General features: G+C 65.0%; 27 protein-coding genes. 15 read left to right on the top strand and 12 right to left on the bottom strand.

What is annotated here, in order from left to right; translation table 11 throughout:
- Positions 1-8: 8 nt before the first annotated feature.
- From ACSSV4_RS05625 to ACSSV4_RS05580, 10 genes are all read right to left on the bottom strand, one after another.
- Positions 9-329, bottom strand: a complete 321-nt coding sequence (locus ACSSV4_RS05625) for a succinate dehydrogenase (protein ID WP_454274011.1) — start codon at positions 327-329, stop codon at positions 9-11.
- Positions 329-2,131 carry a succinate dehydrogenase flavoprotein subunit gene (gene sdhA, locus ACSSV4_RS05620; RefSeq protein WP_454274010.1) on the bottom strand — a complete coding sequence of 601 codons (1,803 nt, stop codon included), beginning with the start codon at positions 2,129-2,131 and terminating at the stop codon, positions 329-331. The genes ACSSV4_RS05625 and sdhA overlap by 1 nt, the downstream gene beginning before the upstream one ends.
- 12 nt (positions 2,132-2,143) lie before the next feature.
- Complete coding sequence (sdhD, locus tag ACSSV4_RS05615) at positions 2,144-2,515, bottom strand: succinate dehydrogenase, hydrophobic membrane anchor protein (protein WP_454274009.1); 372 nt, start codon at positions 2,513-2,515, stop codon at positions 2,144-2,146.
- Between the two features lie 10 nt (positions 2,516-2,525).
- Positions 2,526-2,924: a succinate dehydrogenase, cytochrome b556 subunit gene (sdhC, locus tag ACSSV4_RS05610; protein WP_454274008.1), complete on the bottom strand. Its 399-nt coding sequence runs from the start codon at positions 2,922-2,924 to the stop codon at positions 2,526-2,528.
- Between the two features lie 354 nt (positions 2,925-3,278).
- Positions 3,279-3,839 (bottom strand): F0F1 ATP synthase subunit B, encoded by a 561-nt coding sequence (locus ACSSV4_RS05605; RefSeq protein ID WP_454274007.1) that lies wholly within the window; start codon positions 3,837-3,839, stop codon positions 3,279-3,281.
- 5 nt (positions 3,840-3,844) lie between these two features.
- A complete protein-coding gene (locus ACSSV4_RS05600; RefSeq protein ID WP_454274006.1) occupies positions 3,845-4,366 on the bottom strand; it encodes a F0F1 ATP synthase subunit B' in 522 nt (173 codons plus the stop codon).
- 86 nt (positions 4,367-4,452) lie between these two features.
- Positions 4,453-4,689: a F0F1 ATP synthase subunit C gene (locus tag ACSSV4_RS05595; RefSeq protein ID WP_009816528.1), complete on the bottom strand. Its 237-nt coding sequence runs from the start codon at positions 4,687-4,689 to the stop codon at positions 4,453-4,455.
- Positions 4,690-4,794: 105 nt separating this feature from the next.
- Positions 4,795-5,553 carry a F0F1 ATP synthase subunit A gene (locus tag ACSSV4_RS05590; protein WP_454274005.1) on the bottom strand — a complete coding sequence of 253 codons (759 nt, stop codon included), beginning with the start codon at positions 5,551-5,553 and terminating at the stop codon, positions 4,795-4,797.
- The gene (locus ACSSV4_RS05585) at positions 5,543-5,884 is read right to left on the bottom strand and encodes an AtpZ/AtpI family protein (protein WP_454274004.1); all 342 of its coding nucleotides are present in this window, start codon (positions 5,882-5,884) and stop codon (positions 5,543-5,545) included. The genes ACSSV4_RS05590 and ACSSV4_RS05585 overlap by 11 nt, the downstream gene beginning before the upstream one ends.
- Before the next feature lie 202 nt (positions 5,885-6,086).
- Complete coding sequence (locus tag ACSSV4_RS05580; protein ID WP_454274003.1) at positions 6,087-6,500, bottom strand: universal stress protein; 414 nt, start codon at positions 6,498-6,500, stop codon at positions 6,087-6,089.
- Positions 6,501-6,637: 137 nt separating this feature from the next.
- Between ACSSV4_RS05580 and ACSSV4_RS05575 the strand changes: the two genes are divergently transcribed.
- Complete coding sequence (locus ACSSV4_RS05575; RefSeq protein WP_454274002.1) at positions 6,638-7,015, top strand: ArsR/SmtB family transcription factor; 378 nt, start codon at positions 6,638-6,640, stop codon at positions 7,013-7,015.
- Positions 7,005-7,988 (top strand): glycosyltransferase family 61 protein, encoded by a 984-nt coding sequence (locus ACSSV4_RS05570; protein WP_454274001.1) that lies wholly within the window; start codon positions 7,005-7,007, stop codon positions 7,986-7,988. The genes ACSSV4_RS05575 and ACSSV4_RS05570 overlap by 11 nt, the downstream gene beginning before the upstream one ends.
- Here ACSSV4_RS05570 and ACSSV4_RS05565 read toward each other — a convergent pair.
- Together ACSSV4_RS05565 and ACSSV4_RS05560 are read right to left on the bottom strand one after the other, a co-directional pair.
- Positions 7,981-8,844, bottom strand: a complete 864-nt coding sequence (locus ACSSV4_RS05565; protein WP_454274207.1) for a DMT family transporter — start codon at positions 8,842-8,844, stop codon at positions 7,981-7,983. The two genes, ACSSV4_RS05570 and ACSSV4_RS05565, sit on opposite strands and share 8 nt — an antisense overlap.
- A 26-nt stretch (positions 8,845-8,870) precedes the next feature.
- Entirely contained in the window at positions 8,871-9,752 is an 882-nt protein-coding gene (locus tag ACSSV4_RS05560; RefSeq protein WP_454274000.1) for a LysR family transcriptional regulator, read from the bottom strand.
- 117 nt (positions 9,753-9,869) lie between these two features.
- On the opposite strand from ACSSV4_RS05560, the gene ACSSV4_RS05555 reads away from it, so the two are divergent.
- The 13 genes from ACSSV4_RS05555 (at position 9,870) to rpmE (ending at position 18,433) form a co-directional block, all read left to right on the top strand.
- Positions 9,870-10,400, top strand: coding sequence for a hypothetical protein (locus tag ACSSV4_RS05555; protein WP_454273999.1), 531 nt, complete (start codon positions 9,870-9,872; stop codon positions 10,398-10,400).
- Positions 10,401-10,579: 179 nt separating this feature from the next.
- On the top strand, positions 10,580-12,076 hold the full coding sequence (ffh, locus tag ACSSV4_RS05550) for a signal recognition particle protein (RefSeq protein ID WP_454273998.1): 1,497 nt from the start codon (positions 10,580-10,582) through the stop codon (positions 12,074-12,076).
- Positions 12,077-12,151: 75 nt separating this feature from the next.
- Complete coding sequence (locus ACSSV4_RS05545; protein ID WP_454273997.1) at positions 12,152-12,727, top strand: GNAT family N-acetyltransferase; 576 nt, start codon at positions 12,152-12,154, stop codon at positions 12,725-12,727.
- Positions 12,724-13,254, top strand: coding sequence for a GNAT family N-acetyltransferase (locus ACSSV4_RS05540; RefSeq protein WP_454273996.1), 531 nt, complete (start codon positions 12,724-12,726; stop codon positions 13,252-13,254). Before ACSSV4_RS05545 ends, ACSSV4_RS05540 begins: the two co-directional genes overlap by 4 nt.
- Complete coding sequence (locus ACSSV4_RS05535) at positions 13,251-13,859, top strand: GNAT family N-acetyltransferase (protein WP_454273995.1); 609 nt, start codon at positions 13,251-13,253, stop codon at positions 13,857-13,859. Before ACSSV4_RS05540 ends, ACSSV4_RS05535 begins: the two co-directional genes overlap by 4 nt.
- Before the next feature lie 86 nt (positions 13,860-13,945).
- A complete protein-coding gene (locus tag ACSSV4_RS05530; RefSeq protein WP_454273994.1) occupies positions 13,946-14,242 on the top strand; it encodes a chorismate mutase in 297 nt (98 codons plus the stop codon).
- A 48-nt stretch (positions 14,243-14,290) separates the two neighbouring features.
- The gene (gene rpsP, locus ACSSV4_RS05525) at positions 14,291-14,680 is read left to right on the top strand and encodes a 30S ribosomal protein S16 (RefSeq protein ID WP_454273993.1); all 390 of its coding nucleotides are present in this window, start codon (positions 14,291-14,293) and stop codon (positions 14,678-14,680) included.
- An 18-nt stretch (positions 14,681-14,698) separates the two neighbouring features.
- Entirely contained in the window at positions 14,699-15,328 is a 630-nt protein-coding gene (gene bluB / locus ACSSV4_RS05520; protein WP_454273992.1) for a 5,6-dimethylbenzimidazole synthase, read from the top strand.
- 73 nt (positions 15,329-15,401) lie between these two features.
- Complete coding sequence (rimM, locus tag ACSSV4_RS05515; protein WP_454273991.1) at positions 15,402-15,911, top strand: ribosome maturation factor RimM; 510 nt, start codon at positions 15,402-15,404, stop codon at positions 15,909-15,911.
- Positions 15,912-15,914: 3 nt separating this feature from the next.
- On the top strand, positions 15,915-16,709 hold the full coding sequence (locus ACSSV4_RS05510; RefSeq protein ID WP_454273990.1) for a hypothetical protein: 795 nt from the start codon (positions 15,915-15,917) through the stop codon (positions 16,707-16,709).
- 52 nt (positions 16,710-16,761) lie between these two features.
- Positions 16,762-17,565 carry a tRNA (guanosine(37)-N1)-methyltransferase TrmD gene (gene trmD, locus ACSSV4_RS05505; RefSeq protein ID WP_454273989.1) on the top strand — a complete coding sequence of 268 codons (804 nt, stop codon included), beginning with the start codon at positions 16,762-16,764 and terminating at the stop codon, positions 17,563-17,565.
- A gap of 251 nt (positions 17,566-17,816) precedes the next feature.
- Entirely contained in the window at positions 17,817-18,200 is a 384-nt protein-coding gene (gene rplS / locus ACSSV4_RS05500) for a 50S ribosomal protein L19 (protein WP_050661394.1), read from the top strand.
- Positions 18,201-18,211: 11 nt separating this feature from the next.
- Positions 18,212-18,433: a 50S ribosomal protein L31 gene (gene rpmE / locus ACSSV4_RS05495; RefSeq protein ID WP_454273988.1), complete on the top strand. Its 222-nt coding sequence runs from the start codon at positions 18,212-18,214 to the stop codon at positions 18,431-18,433.
- The last annotated feature ends 123 nt before the right edge of the window (positions 18,434-18,556 follow it).

Genomic DNA, 18,556 nt, shown 5'->3' with positions numbered 1-18,556 from the left:
TACTCCTTTCAGCCGCCCAGCAGGGTCCGGCTATTTGCGGCGATGCATTGCACGGCCTCGGGGCGCTGTGCGATGCTGATAACCTCTTGCGCCACCTCGGGGGTGACGCCGGTGGCGCTCGCCCCGGCGATGCGCAGGATCTCGCCGGCCGAGGCCGCGTCGATGATGCAATCGGTGACGGGTGCGGCATTCACGCCCGGGAAGCGGCGTTCAACAACCGTGTTGACCACGCTCTTGGCCCGTTCGCGCGCGATACCGTCGGCCACCTGATTGGTCGCCTCGCAGGCGCCTAGCGCAAACAGCGCGGCACAGGCCAACAGTATCCGCATCAGAACGTGCGCTCCTTGGGCGCGATCTTCTTGAGGCTGATGCCGCCCTGATCCTCGGGCGTGATCGGGTCCTCGATGATCGGGCGATAGCTCAGATCGACATCCGTCTCACCGATCCGCGCGATGGTATGCACCCGCCAGTTTTCATCGTCGCGGGTGTTGAAATCCTCATGCGCATGCGCGCCCCGGCTTTCATGCCGCGCCTCGGCGCCAAAGATCGTCGCCAGCGCACAAGGCATCAGGTTCGTCAGTTCCAGCGTCTCCATCAGGTCGGAGTTCCACACCAGGCTGCGGTCGGTGACCTTGATATCGGCCATCTTGGCGGCGACGCCCTTCATCTTCTCCACGCCTTCAGCCAGCGTCTTGGAGGTGCGGAACACGGCGGCATCCGCCTGCATCGTCCGTTGCATCTCCAGCCGCAAATCGGCGGTCGGCACCGCGCCCGTCGCGTGGCGCAGCGTGTCGAACCGGTCAAGCGCGCGGTCCACCTCGGCCACATTGGTCGCAGGCACCGCACTTTCGGCATCCACCACTTTTCCTGCGCGAATGGCCGCCGCACGCCCGAACACCACAAGGTCGATCAGCGAATTCGAGCCCAGCCGGTTCGCGCCATGCACCGACGCACAGGCCGCCTCGCCCACCGCCATCAGGCCGGGCACGATCGCATGCGGATCATCCTTGGTCGGGTTGATCACCTCGCCCCAGTAATTCGCCGGGATGCCGCCCATGTTGTAATGCACGGTCGGCAGCACCGGGATCGGCTCCTTGGTCACGTCGACCCCGGCAAAGATCTTGGCGCTCTCGGAAATCCCCGGCAGGCGCAGGTTCAGCGCCTCGGGCGGCAGGTGGCTCAGGTTCAGGTGGATATGATCGCCCCCCGGCCCCACGCCACGCCCCTCGCGGATTTCCATCGTCATGCAGCGGCTGACATAGTCGCGCGGTGCCAGATCCTTGTAATTGGGCGCATAGCGCTCCATGAACCGCTCGCCCTCGGAATTGGTGAGATACCCGCCCTCGCCGCGCGCGCCCTCGGTAATCAGGCAGCCCGCGCCGAAAATACCCGTGGGGTGGAACTGCACGAATTCCATGTCCTGAAGCGGCAGACCGGCCCGCGCCACCATGCCGTTGCCGTCGCCGGTGCAGGTATGGGCAGAGGTGGCCGAGAAATACGCCCGGCCATAGCCACCCGTCGCCAGCACCACCATCTTGGCGTTGAAGACATGCATCGTGCCGTCATCCAGCTTCCAGCAGACCACGCCGGTGCAGGCCCCATCGGTCATGATCAGGTCAATCGCGAAATACTCGATGTAGAACTCGGCCTTTTCCTTCAGGCTCTGGCCGTAAAGCGTGTGCAGAATGGCATGGCCGGTGCGGTCGGCGGCGGCACAGGTGCGCTGCACCGGCGGGCCTTCGCCAAACTCGGTCGTGTGCCCGCCAAAGGGCCGCTGATAGATCTTGCCCTCTTCGGTGCGCGAAAACGGCACACCGTAATGCTCCAGCTCATAGACCGCCTTGGGCGCCTCGCGCGCCAGATATTCCATCGCGTCCGTGTCGCCCAGCCAATCCGAGCCCTTGACCGTGTCATACATATGCCACTGCCAGCTATCGGGGCCCATATTGCCAAGGCTTGCGGCAATGCCGCCCTGCGCGGCAACAGTGTGCGAGCGGGTCGGAAACACCTTGGTCACACAGGCCGTGCGCAGCCCCTGTTCGGCCATGCCGAGCGTGGCCCGCAGGCCCGCGCCGCCCGCGCCCACAACCACGACATCGTAATCATGCGTCTCGTATTCATAAGCAGCCATCTATTCAGTTCCTCACAGCGCGATCTTGGCGAGGGCGAAAAGCCCGGTGGCGATCATCCCGTAACTTAGAACGGTCACGCCGATAATCAGGGCCCGGCGCGTCGTGCCGTGCGCGTAATCCTCGATCATCGTCTGCGCGCCGCCTGCATAATGGCGCAGCCCGAAAAAGATCATCAGGCCGGTGAGGATCGCCATGCCGGGATGCGAAAAGGCGTCCAGCACCTCGGCACGGTCGCCCCCCAGGGCGCGCCCGAAGGCCACCAGAAAGACCGGGGTGATGATCGCGAGCCCCACGCCCGATATCTTCATGTACCAGAAATGCTCGGTGCCGGTGCCGGATGCCCCCTTGCCCTCGGCCCGTTTACGTGCGGTCAGATAACGCATCTTTCCCTCCTCAGACCAGAAGCAGCGTGATGACGGTCAACACGACCGAGCCGATGATACAGCCCCAGCCCAGCTTTTCCGCCGTGGGAATGTCGAGGCCCTTGCCCGCATCGAAATAGAAATGCCGCAGCCCCGCCAGATAGTGATACCAGATCGCCCACAGCGACAGCGTCAGCACCAGATCGCCGAACCACGAGGTCAGCACGGCATTGGCCGTCGCGAAATACGCGTCCGAGGTCGAGGCCGCAAGCAGCCACCACACGATCAAGAGCGCCGCCACGATCAGCGCGTTGCCGGTGATCCGCGTCAGGATCGAGGTGATGGATGTCAACTGCGGGCGGTAGACTTGCAGATGCGGCGATAGCGGGCGTTCTACCTGTTCGCTACGGGCCAGATCGGTTTCGGCCATGGAGAACCTCCTTTACAGATGGCAGCGGCGCATGGGCCGGCTCAAGCTGCACCCGTTCTGAAACTTTTTCAGGGCGCTGTCACCTGCAACAGACAAGAATTCCCCTCAATCAGGGCAATTCGCCGCAAAAACTTCGGCTTTGTGATCACATAAATAATCGTGTGATCACAACGACACAGAACATCTCGCAGGAAACGCCACGCCGCAGCGGTGAGTCTCTGCCTCGGACACGCGGTACGGCGGCGGTTTCAGGTATTTGCGGTCTGAAATTTTGTGATCACAAGAGAAACTATGAAAATGAAAACGGCCCGCCCCGTTGCCGGAGCGAGCCGTTGGATGTCTCGAAATTACCGCTCAGTGCAGCTTGGCTTCCACCTCGGCAATGCCGTTGTCGATCAGCGTATTGCCATCGGCGGCGGTCATCTGCTTGGCGATCACGTCGCGCGCGGCGGCGATGGCCACCGTCACCGCCTGATCCCGCACGTCACGGATGGCCCGTGCCTCGGCGCTCCGGATCTGGTCCTCGGCGGCTTGCAAACGCCGCGCGATCGAGGCCTTGATCTCGTCCTTGGCCTCGGTGGCGGCCTGATTGGCCTCCTCCTTGGCCTGGGCGATGATTCGCTCGGCCTGATCCTGCACCTCTTTCTGCTTGCGCTCATAGCCTGCCAGCAGGGTCTGTGCCTCCTCGCGCAACGCGCGCGCCTCGTCGAGGTCGGACTTGATGCCAGCGGCCCGCTCGTCCAGCTTCTTGCCGACCAGCCCCGGCACCTTCATGTAGGTCAGAAACCCGACGAACAGCAGAAACGCCAGCAGCACCACGAAATCGGTGTTGTTCAGCGAAAAGAACGGGCCCGACGCGGCCAGCGCGGGGCTGGCGCTCAGGGATGCAACCATGGTCGCGGTCAGCTTGCACATGGCAGTCATCCTTTCATCCGGGCGTTGATCGCGGCGTTGACGGTGCGACCATCGGCCTTGCCACCCATGGCAGAGACGATCTCGGCAGCCGTATCCTTGGCCACCTCGCGCACGCTCTCCATGGCACTTTCCCGGATCTCCGCAAGCATTTTCTCGCCCTCGGCGGTCCGTTCCGCGATCTCGGCATCGGCCTCCTTGTTGGCCTTGTCGAGATCGGCTTTGATCTCGGCCTTGGTCTCGGCGATGATCTTCTGCGCCTCGGCGCGGGCATCGGCCAGCGCCTTGTTATAGGCTTCCTCGGCCTCGACGGCCTTGGCCTTGAGGTCTTCGGCGGCGGCAAGATCGTTGGTGATCGTCCCCTGACGCTCGGCCAGCACTGCCGCGATCCGCGGCAGGGCCACGCGCGACAGGATGAAGTAGATCACGACCAGTGACACCAGCAGCCAGAAGATCTGGTTGGAAAAGGTGTCGATATTGAGCTGAGGCAAGCCCGTTGCGGCTTCGGCCCCTTGCGTTTCGGTCGCCATGTCGTCCTCCCTGGGGAATGTTCCGGTTACACCGGAAGGCAGCGCGTTGCCACCCTCCGGCCGTAAGGATCAGATACCCGTAAGGCTCAGACGGCGAACATCAGCAGAAGCGCGATGAGGAACGAGAAGATCCCCAGGGCTTCGGCGAATGCGATGCCGATGAACAGCGTCGCGGTCTGACCGGCGGCCGCCGACGGATTGCGCAGCGCGCCCGCGAGGAAGTTGCCGGCCACATGGCCCACACCGATCGCGGCAGCACCCGAACCGATGCCTGCGAGGCCTGCACCGATGAATTGACCCAGTTGTGCGATATCGCCTTCCATGAGATGTCTCCTTACGTTGGAATTGGCATTGCTAGGTTGGTCGTCAGGCGGGCGAACCCGCCGTCGTCTGGTTGTTCGTAGGGTGGGACAAACCCACCGGCACCCTCAGTGATGCGGATGCAGCGCGTCCTTGAGATAGACGCAGGTGAGGATGGTAAAGACGTAGGCCTGGATGAAGGACACCAGCACTTCGAGCCCATACATCGCCGACACCGCGAGGATCGACAGCGGCGCGATCATCGCCACCTGACTGAAGCCCGCGAACACTTTGATCACCGCGTGACCGGCCATCATGTTGCCCGCCAGACGAATGGAGTGGCTCACCGGGCGCACGAAGTAGGAAATCAACTCGATGATCGCCAGAATGGGCCGCAGCGCCAGCGGCGCGGAACTGACCCAGAAGAGGCTCAGGAAGGCCGGGCCGTTCTTGACGAAACCGAGGATCGTCACCGTCAGGAACACCATCATCGCCATCACCGCCGTCACCGCGATATGGCTGGTGGTTGTGAACGCCATCGGCAACAGCCCGAGGAAATTGGCAAACACGATGAACATGAACAGCGTCATGATATAGGGGAAGAACACGAGCGCCTCCTTGCCCGCCACATCCTCGACCATCTTGCGCACGAAATCATAGGCCAGTTCAGCCACCGACTGCATGCGCGACGGGATCGTGGCGCGGCCCGAGGTGCCCATCACCAGAAGCGCGAAGATCGCCAGAATGGTCAACGCCATCCACAGCGTCGCATTGGTGAGCGTGAACATCCCTACCTCGCCGTCGCCAAAGAGCGGCTTGACCATGAACTGATCCATCGGGTGGAAAACCATGCCGCCGTCCTCGGCCCCCTGCGCTTCAGTCGCCATCCTTTTCCCTCTCTTGCGCGCCCGTCTTGGGCGTCATCGCGTCCTTCTGGATCTCCTCGGCGCTGCGCATCATCGTCTTGACGCCGGCCGCGAGGCCCAGAAATGTGAATATGACAAGGAATATCGGAATGGTGCCAAAGAGCGTATCCAACCCGTATCCCATGCCAAAGCCGATCACGAGACCGGCCACCAGTTCGATCACCATCCGCCAGGCCAGCTGCGCCTGTGAGTAATGCTCGTCCTGGTGGGGCTTCGGCGCATCCTTGCCCTTGAGCTTCGCAATCCTCGCGTCCAGCTCTGCCAGTCGCTTGCTCTGCTCGGGATCGGTCACGCGGGGCCCCTTGTCGAATGTTGCGCCTTTGCTATGGCGCGGGGGGCCTCGAGTCAAGCATCATACGCGCCAGCGTGGCGCAGGCTCAAGCCATTGTTTAAATGAGTATTTTTGCCATAAAGAAACAGCAGTGCCCTTCTGCCGCAACCGCCCCACCGGACCAATGGGGCGGTTTGCCCATATTCAACTTTTCGGTTGAGTATCAGCGCACCACGAAAACCGAGCACTGCGCATGCTGCGCGATATAGCCGCCATGCGAGCTGAAGATATGCTCGAGAAAGCCGGGCTTGTGGCTGGCCATGATCACCAGATCGGCGCCGGTCTTGTCGATCGCCCTCATCAGTTCGGCATTGGTCTCGACCGCCGGATCATGCGCCATCAGCGGATCGGCCTTGACGGTCACACCGTATTTCTCGCGCAGCTCATCGGCAAAGCCCTGCAGGCGGTCGCCGAATTCCTGTGGCGTGTGGCCCAACTCGCCGGGCAATTCACCGCCCACACTGACCACGTCGATCGACGCGCCATGGCGCTTGGCCATGTCCCCGGCCACATCGAGCGCCTTGCCCAACGTGTCCTTGTGAACCAGATCGACGGGAACCATGATTTTGGAGAACATATTCTTTCCTTTCGCGTTTCCTTGGATCGCTGTTTGAGCCTAACGGCACCAGCCTGACACTGCTTTGTCCCAGATCAAACCCCTTTTCCGGCCAAAAAACCCGGAAAAACGGCGCATTTGCGATGCCTCCACCCGCGATGGCCGTTGACGCGCCGGGCGCGCTCGGGCTTATGAGCGGCATGGACAAGGCCACCGCCCTCGACACCGTTTTCGCCGCCCTCGCCGATCCCACCCGGCGCGCGATCCTGTCGATGCTGCTCGAGGATGATATGGCGGTGACGGATGTGGCCGAACCGTTCGAGATGAGCCTCGCCGCGATTTCCAAGCATCTCGGCATCCTCAGCCGCGCCGGTCTGATCAGCCAGGAGCGGCGCGGCCGCGTGGTCTGGTGCAGGCTCGAGCCCGACGCGCTGCGCGACGCCTCGATCTGGATGCAGGGTTTCGGCCAGTTCGAGGCGGTGCATCTCGACGCGTTCGAGCGGTTCCTGCGCACGGAACTGCCCGATGACACCTGACGCCCGCAGCCTCCCCGAGGCGCAGATCACCCTTGTCGCGCGCGCCACCCTCCTGCCGATGCCCAGCGCGCAGGATCGCGCCTGCGGCGTGCTCGACGCAGACGGCGCCCCCGTACCCGCTGCGCGCACCCTGCTTTCGGCCAGCCGGTTTACCCCCGATCCGACACCGTCCGAAACACCGGCCACCCACCTGCCGGGTCGATGGCTCTTTGCCGGGGTCGGGCGGCATCATTTCGGGCATTTCCTGCTCGAAGCGCTACCGCGGCTCTGGGCGCTCGACCACCTGAGCACTAGGCCCGACGGCATCGCGCTGGTTCCCATGGCCGGGCGCGACATCGCCGCCGTGCTGCGCCGCCGCCTTGGCCCGCTCATGGACATTCTCGGGCAGGGCCTGCCGGTACATCTGGTGGAAACCCCGGTGCAGGTCGACGAGGCGATCATCCCCTCACAAGGCTTCGGTCACCTGCACTGGACCCACGGCACCCCCGAGGCGCGCAGCTACATGCGCACGCATCTTTGCGCCGCCGTGCCTGCCGAGGGGCCCGAGACGCTCTATATCTCGCGCCGCAGGCTCAAGACCCCGGCGCAGCAGGTGCCTTTCGAGCAACAGATCGAACGCTGGATGTCGCATGCGGGGTTCACCATCTTTCACCCCGAACGCCACAGCGTCACCGAACAGATCGCCCGCTACCGCGCCGCGCGGGTGATCGTCGGCCCCGACGGCTCGGCCTTTCACCTTGCCCCCTTCGTGATGCAGCCCGGCACCCGCGTCGGCCTCATTCAGCGCCGCACCCGCCAGTCGGTCTTCGACGCCATCGCCCGCCAGATCGAGGTCATCGGCGAGGCCGATCTCCAGACCACGCAGGCGCTCGCGCAGGTCCGCACCGACGCGCAGCCCGAGGGCCACCAAAGCGCCCTGCCCCCCGAACTGCGCCAATTGCGCGCCGATCTGCGGGCGGGCGGCTTTATCTGAGGGCTGCGCTCTCGTCCTTCAAGAGCATCACCAGCGCCAGCACCGTCAGCCCGACGCCGCCCAGCACCATCACCGGCGGCAGCGCATGGCCCAGCGCCACCTGCCACAGCGCCACCCATGTCGGCACCAGATAGGTATAGGCCATGACCTTGGCGCTCGGCAGGTTGAGGCTGGCATATTGCAGCAACACAAAGGACATCGCCGTGGCGCAGACCGCCGTGTAAACCAACGTGATCCAGACAATGCCCGGCAGCGCCGCCCAATCGGTCGCGCGGATCTCGGACCAGCCCGCCGCCGTCACCAGCAGCGCCGCGCCGATCATCGTGCCGAAGGAAAACGCCACCGGCGTCTCGCCCCGATTGAGCCGCCGCACCAGCGGCGTGTAGACCGCATGCGCCACGCAGCCCCAAAAGAAAATCGCCTCGCCGCGCCCAATCTCGAAGGCCATCAGCGCCACCGGATCGGCCCGAAAGATCACCCAGAGCGCGCCTGCGGCCCCCACCGCCAGCGCCAGCGCCATCCGCGGCGTGGTGATCTGCCGCAAGAGCACATAGCCCGCCAGCCCCGAGACCACCGGCGTCAGGGTAAAGACGGCGGCGGCCGAAACCGGCGCTGCTGTCTTGAGCCCCTCGAACATCAGCACGAAATAGAGCCCCATCGCGCCGCCCAGCAGCAGATACCGCCAGGGCGCGCGCCAGGTGGTGCGCGGAATGCCGGGGCCAAGCGCGGCCCCTGCCCCCACGACCATCGCGGCCAGCACGAAGCGCGGCGCATTGAGCGCGGCGGGCGCGATATGCGGCGTCGCCATTGCACCCAGCGCGAAAGACCCCGCCACCAGCCCCGAGAAGCAGAGCATCGCCAGATGCCCGCGCACGGCCCCGCTCACCCGGTCTGCCACGCGCTCGCGCGCGCCTTGAGAAAGGTCAGAAACGCCTGCACCTTGGTGGTGCGGTGCAAATCCATATGGGTCACCAGCCACAGCGGCGCCGCCCATTCCGGCTTGGGCGGCATCACCTGCACCAGCCCCGGCACTTCTGCCGCCTGCAACACCGAGGTAAACCCGATCCCCGCCCCGGCAAGGATCGCGTTGCGCTGCGCATGCACGTCGCCCGAGCGAAAGACGATATTCTCGCCCGGCACATTATCCTGCAACCAGCGATGAAACGGCGCGCGCGTCTTGGGATCATCCGCCCCGATAAAGCGGTGTTGCCCGAACTCCGCGCAACCCTTGGGCAAGCCATGCCGCGCGGCATAGCCCTCACTGGCATAGAGCGTGAATTGCTGCTGAAAGAACGGCTGCACCACATTGTCGGGCTGATCCGGCACCGCGCCCGCCCGGATCGCCACATGCGCCTCGCCATATTCCAGCCGAAACAGGCGATCCCCGGTCAGGTAGCGCACCACCAGATCGGGATAGCCCTGCTGAAACTCCGCCAGCACCGGGGCCAGAAGATGGCTCAAGCCGCCGATCGAGGTCACCACCAATTCCCCCGACACATCATTGCCGCGCCCCTTGATCCGTCCGGCCAGTTGGTTGAACTGATCGTCGGTCGCCTGCGCCACGCGCAACAGGTCATCGCCAGCCTCGGTCGGCGTATAGCCCCGCGCATGGCGCTGAAACAGCTTCACCCCCAGCCGCTCCTCCAGCGCGTCGATATGGCGGATGACGGTGGCATGATGCACGCCCAGCACCTCCGCCGCTCCGCTGACGGTGCCCACGCGCGCCACGTTATAGGCGGTGCGCACCTCGTCCCAATTGTCCATCACCCGCGTTATCCTGTCCGCTTGTTCCCTGGCCGCGCAACTATGCGGCGGCCTTGCGCCAGTTGCAATCATCCGCGCGGTGGGTATCATCCCGTACCGCTGTTCCGAGGCGCGCCGATGAAGATCACCCGCACCACCCCCGATCTGCTGATCGCCGAAGAGACGCCGTGGTTCATCGCGGTGATGCTCTCGCTCGGCCTGCTGCTCTTCGTCGGCGTGGGCCTCTTGGTCAGTTCGCAGTCGCTGATCGGAGCCTTCGTGATGGGCGGCATCGGCGGCGGCATGTGCTTTGCCGCGATCTGCATCTTCGTCGAGCGGCTGCAAATCATCCTTGATGCGCAGGCGGGTACCGCCACCTTGCGCGCCCGCACCATCCTGCGCCAGCGCGAAGAGGTGCTGCCGCTCTCCGACGTGCTGCGCGCCACCGGCGAGACCACGCTCTCGGGCAGTAATGCAGGCATCGACCCGGCCCGCGTCCGCCGCAAACTGCACCGCCCCTCGCTGGTGCTCTCGGACGGCGCGGGCGGCGAGGTGCTGCGCCCGATCACCGAGATCTACGACAGCAGTTCCGCCTCGGGCAAGGTCGTGCGCGCCATCAACGACTGGCTGGCGCAACTGCGCGGCACCGATGCCACCCCGCCCGCTTGACTCGCCCGCCCCGCGCGCGTAAACGCCCCCCCAACACCCCGGAAGCCGCACGCTTCCGGTCCCGGGCGCGGTCCGGGATCGCCCCCCGTCAGCGCGTTGCGCCCACGGGGGCGTTTATCGTTTTAACCGTTGCCCCTATATCGGGTGACAGATGAGCAACCGGCGAAGGAGCCCGAGTGATGTTTGAAAATCTGTCCGAACGCCTCTCCGGCGTCCTCGACCGGCTGACCAAGCAGGGCGCGCTTTCCGAAGACGACGTCAAGACCGCCCTGCGCGAGGTGCGCGTGGCACTTCTTGAGGCCGACGTCTCGCTGCCCGTCGCCCGCGAGTTCATCAAGAAGGTGGAATCTCAGGCCACCGGTCAGGCGGTCACCAAATCGGTGACGCCGGGCCAGCAGGTCGTCAAGATCGTCCATGACGCCCTGATCGAGACGCTCCGGGGCAGCGAAGACCCCGGCGCGCTCAAGATCGACAACCCGCCCGCGCCGATCCTGATGGTCGGCCTGCAGGGCTCGGGCAAGACCACCACCACCGCCAAACTCGCCAAGCGCCTGAAAGAGCGTGACGGCAAGAAAGTGCTGATGGCCTCGCTCGACACCAATCGCCCGGCGGCGATGGAACAGCTGGCCATCCTCGGTCGTCAGATCGGCGTCGACACCCTGCCCATCGTCAAGGGCGAAGACCCGGTGCAGATCGCCAGGCGCGCGAGGACGCAGGCGAGCCTTGGCGGCTATGACGTCTACATGCTCGACACCGCCGGCCGCTTGCATATCGACGCCGAGCTGATCGCGCAGGCGGCGGCGGTGCGCGACGTGGCCAACCCGCGCGAGACGCTGCTGGTCGTCGATGGCCTGACCGGCCAGGATGCCGTCAACGTCGCCACCGAATTCGATGACAAGATCGGCGTCACCGGCGTCGTCCTCACCCGGATGGACGGCGACGGGCGCGGCGGTGCGGCGCTTTCCATGCGCGCCGTCACCGGCAAGCCCATTCGCTTCGTGGGCCTGGGCGAGAAGATGGACGCCATCGAGACGTTTGAGCCCGAGCGCATCGCCGGCCGCATCCTCGGCATGGGCGACATCGTGGCGCTGGTGGAAAAGGCGCAGCAGACCATCGAGGCCGAACAGGCCGAACGCATGATGCGCCGCATGCAAAAGGGTCAGTTCAACATGAACGACCTGCGCAGCCAGCTTGAGCAGATGCAAAAGATGGGCGGCATGGAAGGGCTGATGGGGATGATGCCCGGCATGGGCAAGATGGCCAAGCAGGTGCAGGAGTCAGGCTTTGACGACAAGATGATCCAGCGCCAGATCGCCCTCATCCAGTCGATGACGAAAAAGGAACGCGCCAACCCCGCCCTGTTGCAGGCCAGCCGCAAGAAACGCATCGCCAAGGGTGCCGGGCAAGAGGTGTCCGATCTCAACAAGCTGCTGAAGATGCACCGCCAGATGGCCGACATGATGAAGAAACTCGGCAAGGGCAAAGGCGGCATGATGAAACAGGCCATGAAGGGCATGTTCGGCAAGGGCGGCGGAATGCCCGACATGAACGACCCCAAGGCGATGGAAGAGGCGGCACGCGCCATGGGCGGCAAACTGCCCGGCGGTTTGGGCGGCATGGGCGGCGGCGGCATGGGCCTGCCCCCCGGCCTTTCGGGCTTCGGCAAGAAGAAATAAACCGATGCTTTCACCGTTCTTCAAATACTCATATCCCACCGCGCAACCGGCACACCGCCGGGGGAGGGCACGCCCATGACCCTCACCAACGCCCCCGTGCTCGACAGCACGCACCTCATCCTGCGCGGGCCGCAGATGCGCGAGTTCGACGCGCTGGCGGCATTTTTCGCCGATCCCGACCGCGCCTGGGGCTTCGGCGGGGCCGAGACGCGCCCCGATGCGTGGCGCTGGTGGGCCAGCAATATCGGCCACTGGCATATCCACGGCTACGGCTATTTCACGATAGAGGACAAGGCCAGCGGCGCGCCGGCGGGCATCTGCGGCATCTGGAACCCCGAAGGCTGGCCCGAGCCGGAACTGGGCTGGGTCGTGTTCGAGGGCTTCGAGGGCCGCGGCATCGCCTATGAGGCCGCACTCCGCGTCCGCCGCTACGCCTATGAGGATCTGGGCTTCACCACGCTGACCTCCAACATCCTGCCGGGCAACACCCGCTCGGTCGCATTGGCGGAACGCCTCGGCGCCTGGTTCGAGCGCGAGTATGACAACGTCTCGATGGGCCGCGACATGCTCTACCGCCACCCCGGCCCCGACGCCGCCACCGACACCGCCCCTGGCCGCGACGATGACGGCTCGGTCGAGGCCTACGCATGACCACCCTCACCCTGCATATCCCCACGGTCGAGGCTGGTGACATCGTGCTGCGCGCCATCTGCGAAGACGATCTTGACCCGCTCGCCTCGTTCTACGCGGGCGCGCGCAGCCAGTTTGTCGGCGGGCCGTTGGAGCGCGCCGATTGCTGGCGGCTCATCGCCGGCAACCTCGGCCATTGGGCGCTGCGCGGCTATGGCATGTGGGTGATCTCAGACCGCGCCAATGGCGACCCGATGGGGATCTGCGGCTTCATCTACCGCGAGGGCTGGGACGAGCCGGAACTGGGCTGGCAGGTCTGGGACGGGCACGAGGGGCGCGGCACCGCCTGTCGCGCCGCGCGCGCCGCGCGGGCACACGGGGCCACGCAGTTCGGCCTCGATGGCGTGATCTCCTATATCGACGCGGGCAACACCCGCTCGCTGGCGCTGGCCCGACGTATCGGCGCATGGTTCGAGCGGGACGGCACGCTTCTGGGCAAGCCCTGTCAGGTCTGGCGCCATCCCAGGGCGTCGGAGGTGGTGGCATGAGCACCTATCCCGATATCCCGGTGATCGAGACCCGCCGCCTCGTGCTGCGCGGCCCCGAGGCCGGGGACTATCCCGATTTCAAGGCGACCTTCGCCTCCTACCGTTCGCGCTTCATGGGCGGGCCGCTCAATCCTTACGAGGCGTGGATGCTCTACGCCGCCGAGATCGGCCATTGGGCGGTGCGCGGCTTCGGCATGTGGATGGTCCACGACAAGGACACGGACGAGACCTACGGCATGGCCGGTGGCTGGTTCCCCGCGAAATGGCCCGAGCGCGAGATCGCCTGGATCATCTGGCCCGACAAGGCCGGCAAGGGATACGCGCTCGAAGCCACCCATGCCGTGCGTCGCCATTTCTACGAGCGGCAGGGCTGGGACGGGGCGGTCAGCTATATCGACCCCAAGAACCTCGACAGCATCCGCCTGGCCGAACGTCTCGGCTGCACCAAGGATCGCGAGGCCGCGACCATCGACGGCTCGGATGCGGTCTATCGCCACCCGTCCCCGTCCGCCGCCGCCTCGGGGCAGTTGCGCGACGGGATCGAGCTCGAGATCAACCATTACTGCGACCCGATGTTCAAGCCGAAGGGAATGCCCATTGACTGACATGACCCTGACCCGCGCACCGACGCAATACCGACGTGATACCGACGTCATGCAGACCGGCATTTTCGCCCGTTCGGAGAACCGCCATGACCAGTGACGCCACTCGCGCCGCCGCCCTTCTGGCCGAGCACCGCAAGAGCATCGACCGCCTCGACGCGATCCTCGTCTTCACCCTGGCCGAGCGGTTCAAGCACACCCAGGCCGTGGGCAAGCTCAAGGCCGAACACGACCTTCCCCCGTCCGATCCCGCGCGCGAAGCCGCGCAGATCGAACGGCTCGAAGAATTGGCGAAAGCGGCCGATCTCGACCCCGCCTTTGCCAAGGAGTTTTTGAACTTCATCATCGCCGAGGTGATCCGGCATCACCAGAAGCACCAATCGTAAGGTGGGGTTCAACCCCACCAAATCCCCGCCATTAAAGGAGAATATCAAATGGCCATGAAAATCCGTCTCGCCCGTGGTGGCTCGAAAAAGCGCCCCTTCTATCGCATCGTGGCCGCTGACAGCCGCATGCCCCGCGATGGCCGCTTCATCGAGAAACTGGGCACCTACAACCCGCTCCTGCCCAAGGACAGCGAAGACCGCGTCAAGATGGACGTAGAGCGCATCCAGCACTGGCTGGCGCAGGGCGCCCAGCCCACCGACCGCATCAGCCGCATGCTGGAAAGCGCGGGCGTGATCGCCAAGAAAGAGCGCGCCAACCTGAAAAAGGCCGTCCCCGGCAAGAAAGCCCAGGACCGCGCCGAAGAGAAAGCCGCCAAGGCCGCAGCCGCCGCCGAAGCCGCGAACGCCCCCGCCGAAGAGGCGACGGCGGAAGAGTAAGACAGGCAAGGCACTGGAATGTCAGAGTTTTCCGCAGACTTCCAGACCAGGTTGCGCGATCTCATGCGGTGGCGGCGCGACGTGCGCCGCTTCCGCACCGGTCCCGTGGACGAGGCAATCCTGCACGATTGCCTCGACACGTTTCTATTGGCCCCCTCGGTGGGCCTCAGCGAGCCATGGCGCGTGATCGAGGTGCAAAGCCCCGCCGCCCGCGCCGCCGCCCTCGCCAATTTCAGCGCCGCCAACGCCCAGGCACTCGACGGCTATGATGGCGAAAAGGCACATCTTTACAGCAACTTGAAACTCTCGGGCATGCAAGAGGCCCCGGTGCAACTCGCCATCTGGTGCGACGACAGCACCGACAAGGGCGCAGGCCTCGGGGCCGCCACCATGCCCGAAACCCGCCGCTATTCCGTGGTGGGCGCGATCACGCTCTTCTGGCTCACCGCCCGCGCAAAGGGCCTCGGTGTCGGCTGGGTATCGATCCTCGACCCCGAGAAATTGGCCCAGGATCTTGATATACCACAAGATTGGTCGCTCGTCGCCTATCTCTGCGTCGGTTGGCCCGAGGCCCGCAGCGACACCCCCGAGCTTGAACAGGCCGGATGGGAGACGCGGCGCCCCACCCTGCCGACGGAGACCCGCTGATGTGTGCCAACCCTTTGCATCGGCGCAATTTTCCCCTAGCCTGCCCGGCAGGTCACAACCGTGAGAGAGAAGCATGAGCGACGATCACCGCATCTGCGTGGGGGCTATCGCCGGGGCCTTCGGCGTCAAGGGCGAATTGCGCCTCAAGAGCTTCACGGCCTCCCCCGAGGACATCGCCGACTACGTGCCGCTCACGACCGAGGACGGCAGCCGCAGCTTCGATCTGACCCTGACAGGGCAGACCTCCGGCGCGCTCACCGCGCGGCTCTCAGGCGTCACTACCAAGGAACAGGCCGACGCCCTGCGCGGTATGCGTCTCTACGTGCCCCGCGACCGGTTGCCGAGCCTGCCGGATGACGAATTCTACCACGCCGACCTGATCGGGCTCGAGGTGTTCGATACCGGCGGCACGTCGCTTGGCCGGGTCAAGGCGGTGCTCAACCACGGCGCGGCGGATCTCTTGGAAATCCACGGTCCCGGCCTCAAATCCACGGTGCTCCTGCCCTTCACGCGCGAGGCGGTGCCGACGGTGGATCTTTCCGCCGGACGGATTGTCGCAGACCCGCCCGAGGGGCTGTTCTGAGCGATGCGCATCCTGCTCCACCCCGGTTTTCACAAGACCGGCACGTCGAGCCTGCAACGCGGCGCGACGGCGCAAATGGACATGCTCGGGCGACGTCTGCAACTGATGCTCACCCCCGACCTGATCAAGGCCGCCCGTGCCGCGCGGCACTATTCCGAGCGGCGGACAGATGAATATCTCGACCGTTTTACCACGGAATTTCAACGCGCTGTCGAGGCGCGGGACGGCAGCGACCGACGACCGCTCCTGATCAGTTCCGAGGTGCTGAGCGGCCATCTGCCCGGCCTCAGGGGGGTGAAAACCTATGCCGCCGCCCCGGCCCTTGCCCGCGCTGCGGTGGACATCCTGCGCCGCCATTACGGCGCAGAGGCGGCGATCACCGTCTGGTTCACCACCCGCGCGCCCCAGACATGGCTGCGCAGCCTCTACTGGCAGAACCTGCGCGCGCAGCGCCTGACCGAAGAGTTCGAGCCGTTTCGTGACCGCATGGCGCCCGCCGCCGATCACGCCCGTATCGTGGACGAGGCGCGCCGCTGTCTCGGTACCAAAGCACAGGTCGAGACTGACCGCATCGAAGACATCGGCCCCGAACCGCTCGGCCCGCTCGGCGCGGCATTGCGGCACCTCGGCGTAACCACCGAAGGGCTGGGCGCCCTGCCCCAACACAACACGCAGCCTGAAAACGCGGCACGCGACTTTCTCGCGCTCAACCGCTCTGCCATGGGTGACGAGGCCCTGTCCGAGACCAAGCGAAAGGTGCTGCGCCGCTACCGTCGCGCCGAGCAGTCCGATAGCTGAACCCCGCAAAATCCCTTGCCTGCCCCCGTACCAAAGGCTAAGCGGCAGCATCATGAGCGACACCGCCAAATCCCACGGGCGCAAATCCATCCGCGCCACCCTGCAACCGCGAGAGCTGATGACCCCCACGCCGGAGCTTGCCCGCGCGTGGAAGGCGCAGGTCATCACCCTGCTGCCGCAGGCGTTTCCGGGTGTTCTGGGCGAGAGCCTGACGGGCCGCGCGCTCAAGAACGGGCTGTGGTCGCTCACCCCCATCGACCTGCGCCCCTTCGGCGAGGGCAAGCACCGCAATGTCGATGACACGCCCGCCGGTGGCGGCGCGGGCATGGTGCTGCGCGCCGACGTGATGGGCCGCGCCATCGACCGCGCACAGGACAGCGCACCGCGCGGCGCGCCGCTCATTTACCTCAGCCCGCGCGGGCGGCGCTTCGATCAGGCAATGGCGCAGCGCCTCGCCCAAGGGCCTGGCGTGACGCTGATCTGTGGTCGGTTCGAGGGGCTGGATGAGCGCGTGATCGAACATTACGGCATCGAGGAGGTCTCTCTGGGCGACTTCGTGATGACCGGCGGAGAGATCGCCGCGCAGGCCCTGATCGACGCCTGCGTGCGGCTCCTCCCCGGGGTTCTGGGCAATGCCGAGAGCGCCGTCGAGGAAAGCCATTCGAGCGGCCTTTTGGAACATCCACACTACACCCGCCCCGCCGAATGGCAGGGCCGCGCGATCCCTGAGATACTGACTTCGGGCGATCATGCGAAGGTGGCGGCGTGGCGGCGCGAGATGTCCGAACGCCTTACCGCCGCGCGCCGTCCGGACCTGTGGGAGCGTCACCTTAAATCGCGCCGCGACAAGGCTTGATCCGCCCCCCGATTGCGCCTATACACCGCGCAGTCTGGAATCGGCATCGCTGTTCCGGGCATGTTTCATATGGCACATCAGACCGCCCGGCCTTCTTCGGCCTTGAGGGGTGCCCGAAGAAACGACTGAACAAGACAAGGACGACCCTGATCTCTGGCGGGCGCACATGCGGACCCGGAAGAAGACCAAGAGCTCTGAGGGACGCACAACAGCTTTGCGGAAAAAACCGCAGGCATATCAGGAGAATAGCGATGGACATTATCGCTCAGTTGGAGGCGGAACAGATCGCCTCGCTCGGGAAGACCATTCCCGATTTCAAGGCCGGCGACACGATCCGTGTCGGCTACAAGGTGACCGAAGGCACCCGCACCCGTGTGCAGAACTTCGAAGGCGTCTGCATCAGCCGCAACAACGGCAAGGGCATCGCAGGCTCGTTCACGGTCCGCAAGATTTCCTTTGGCGAAGGCGTGGAGCGCATGTTCCCGCTTTATTCGACCAATATCGAGCATATCGAGGTGGTGCGCCGTGGCCGCGTCCGCCGCGCCAAGCTCTACTACCTGCGCGCGCGCCGTGGCAAATCGGCCCGTATCGCGGAAGACACCCATTACAAGCCCCTCAAGGGCAAGTCGGCGTAAGGACTGGCAAGATGAAAACAGACATCCATCCCGATTATCACCTCATTGACGTCAAGATGACCGACGGCACCATCGTTCAGATGCGGTCGACCTACGGGGCCGAGGGCGATACGCTCTCGCTCGACATCGACCCGTCGGTGCACCCGGCCTGGACCGGCGGCTCCTCGCGCTTGATGGACACCGGCGGTCGAGTGTCGAAGTTCAAGAACAAGTATGCCGGCCTCGGCTTCTGAAACCACGGGCACGACGACTACAGATCACGCCGTCCTCCGGGGCGGCGTTTTCTTTTGGCGCGGGTCGCACTTTACTTTTTGCTAAGGAAACGGCAATATACCGACTATTCGAAAGTTGTTTTC

The sequence above is a fragment of the Roseovarius sp. MBR-154 genome (assembly GCF_053628595.1).
Note: the sequence above shows the minus strand (reverse complement) of the source record. Positions and strands in the feature narration are given on the sequence as shown.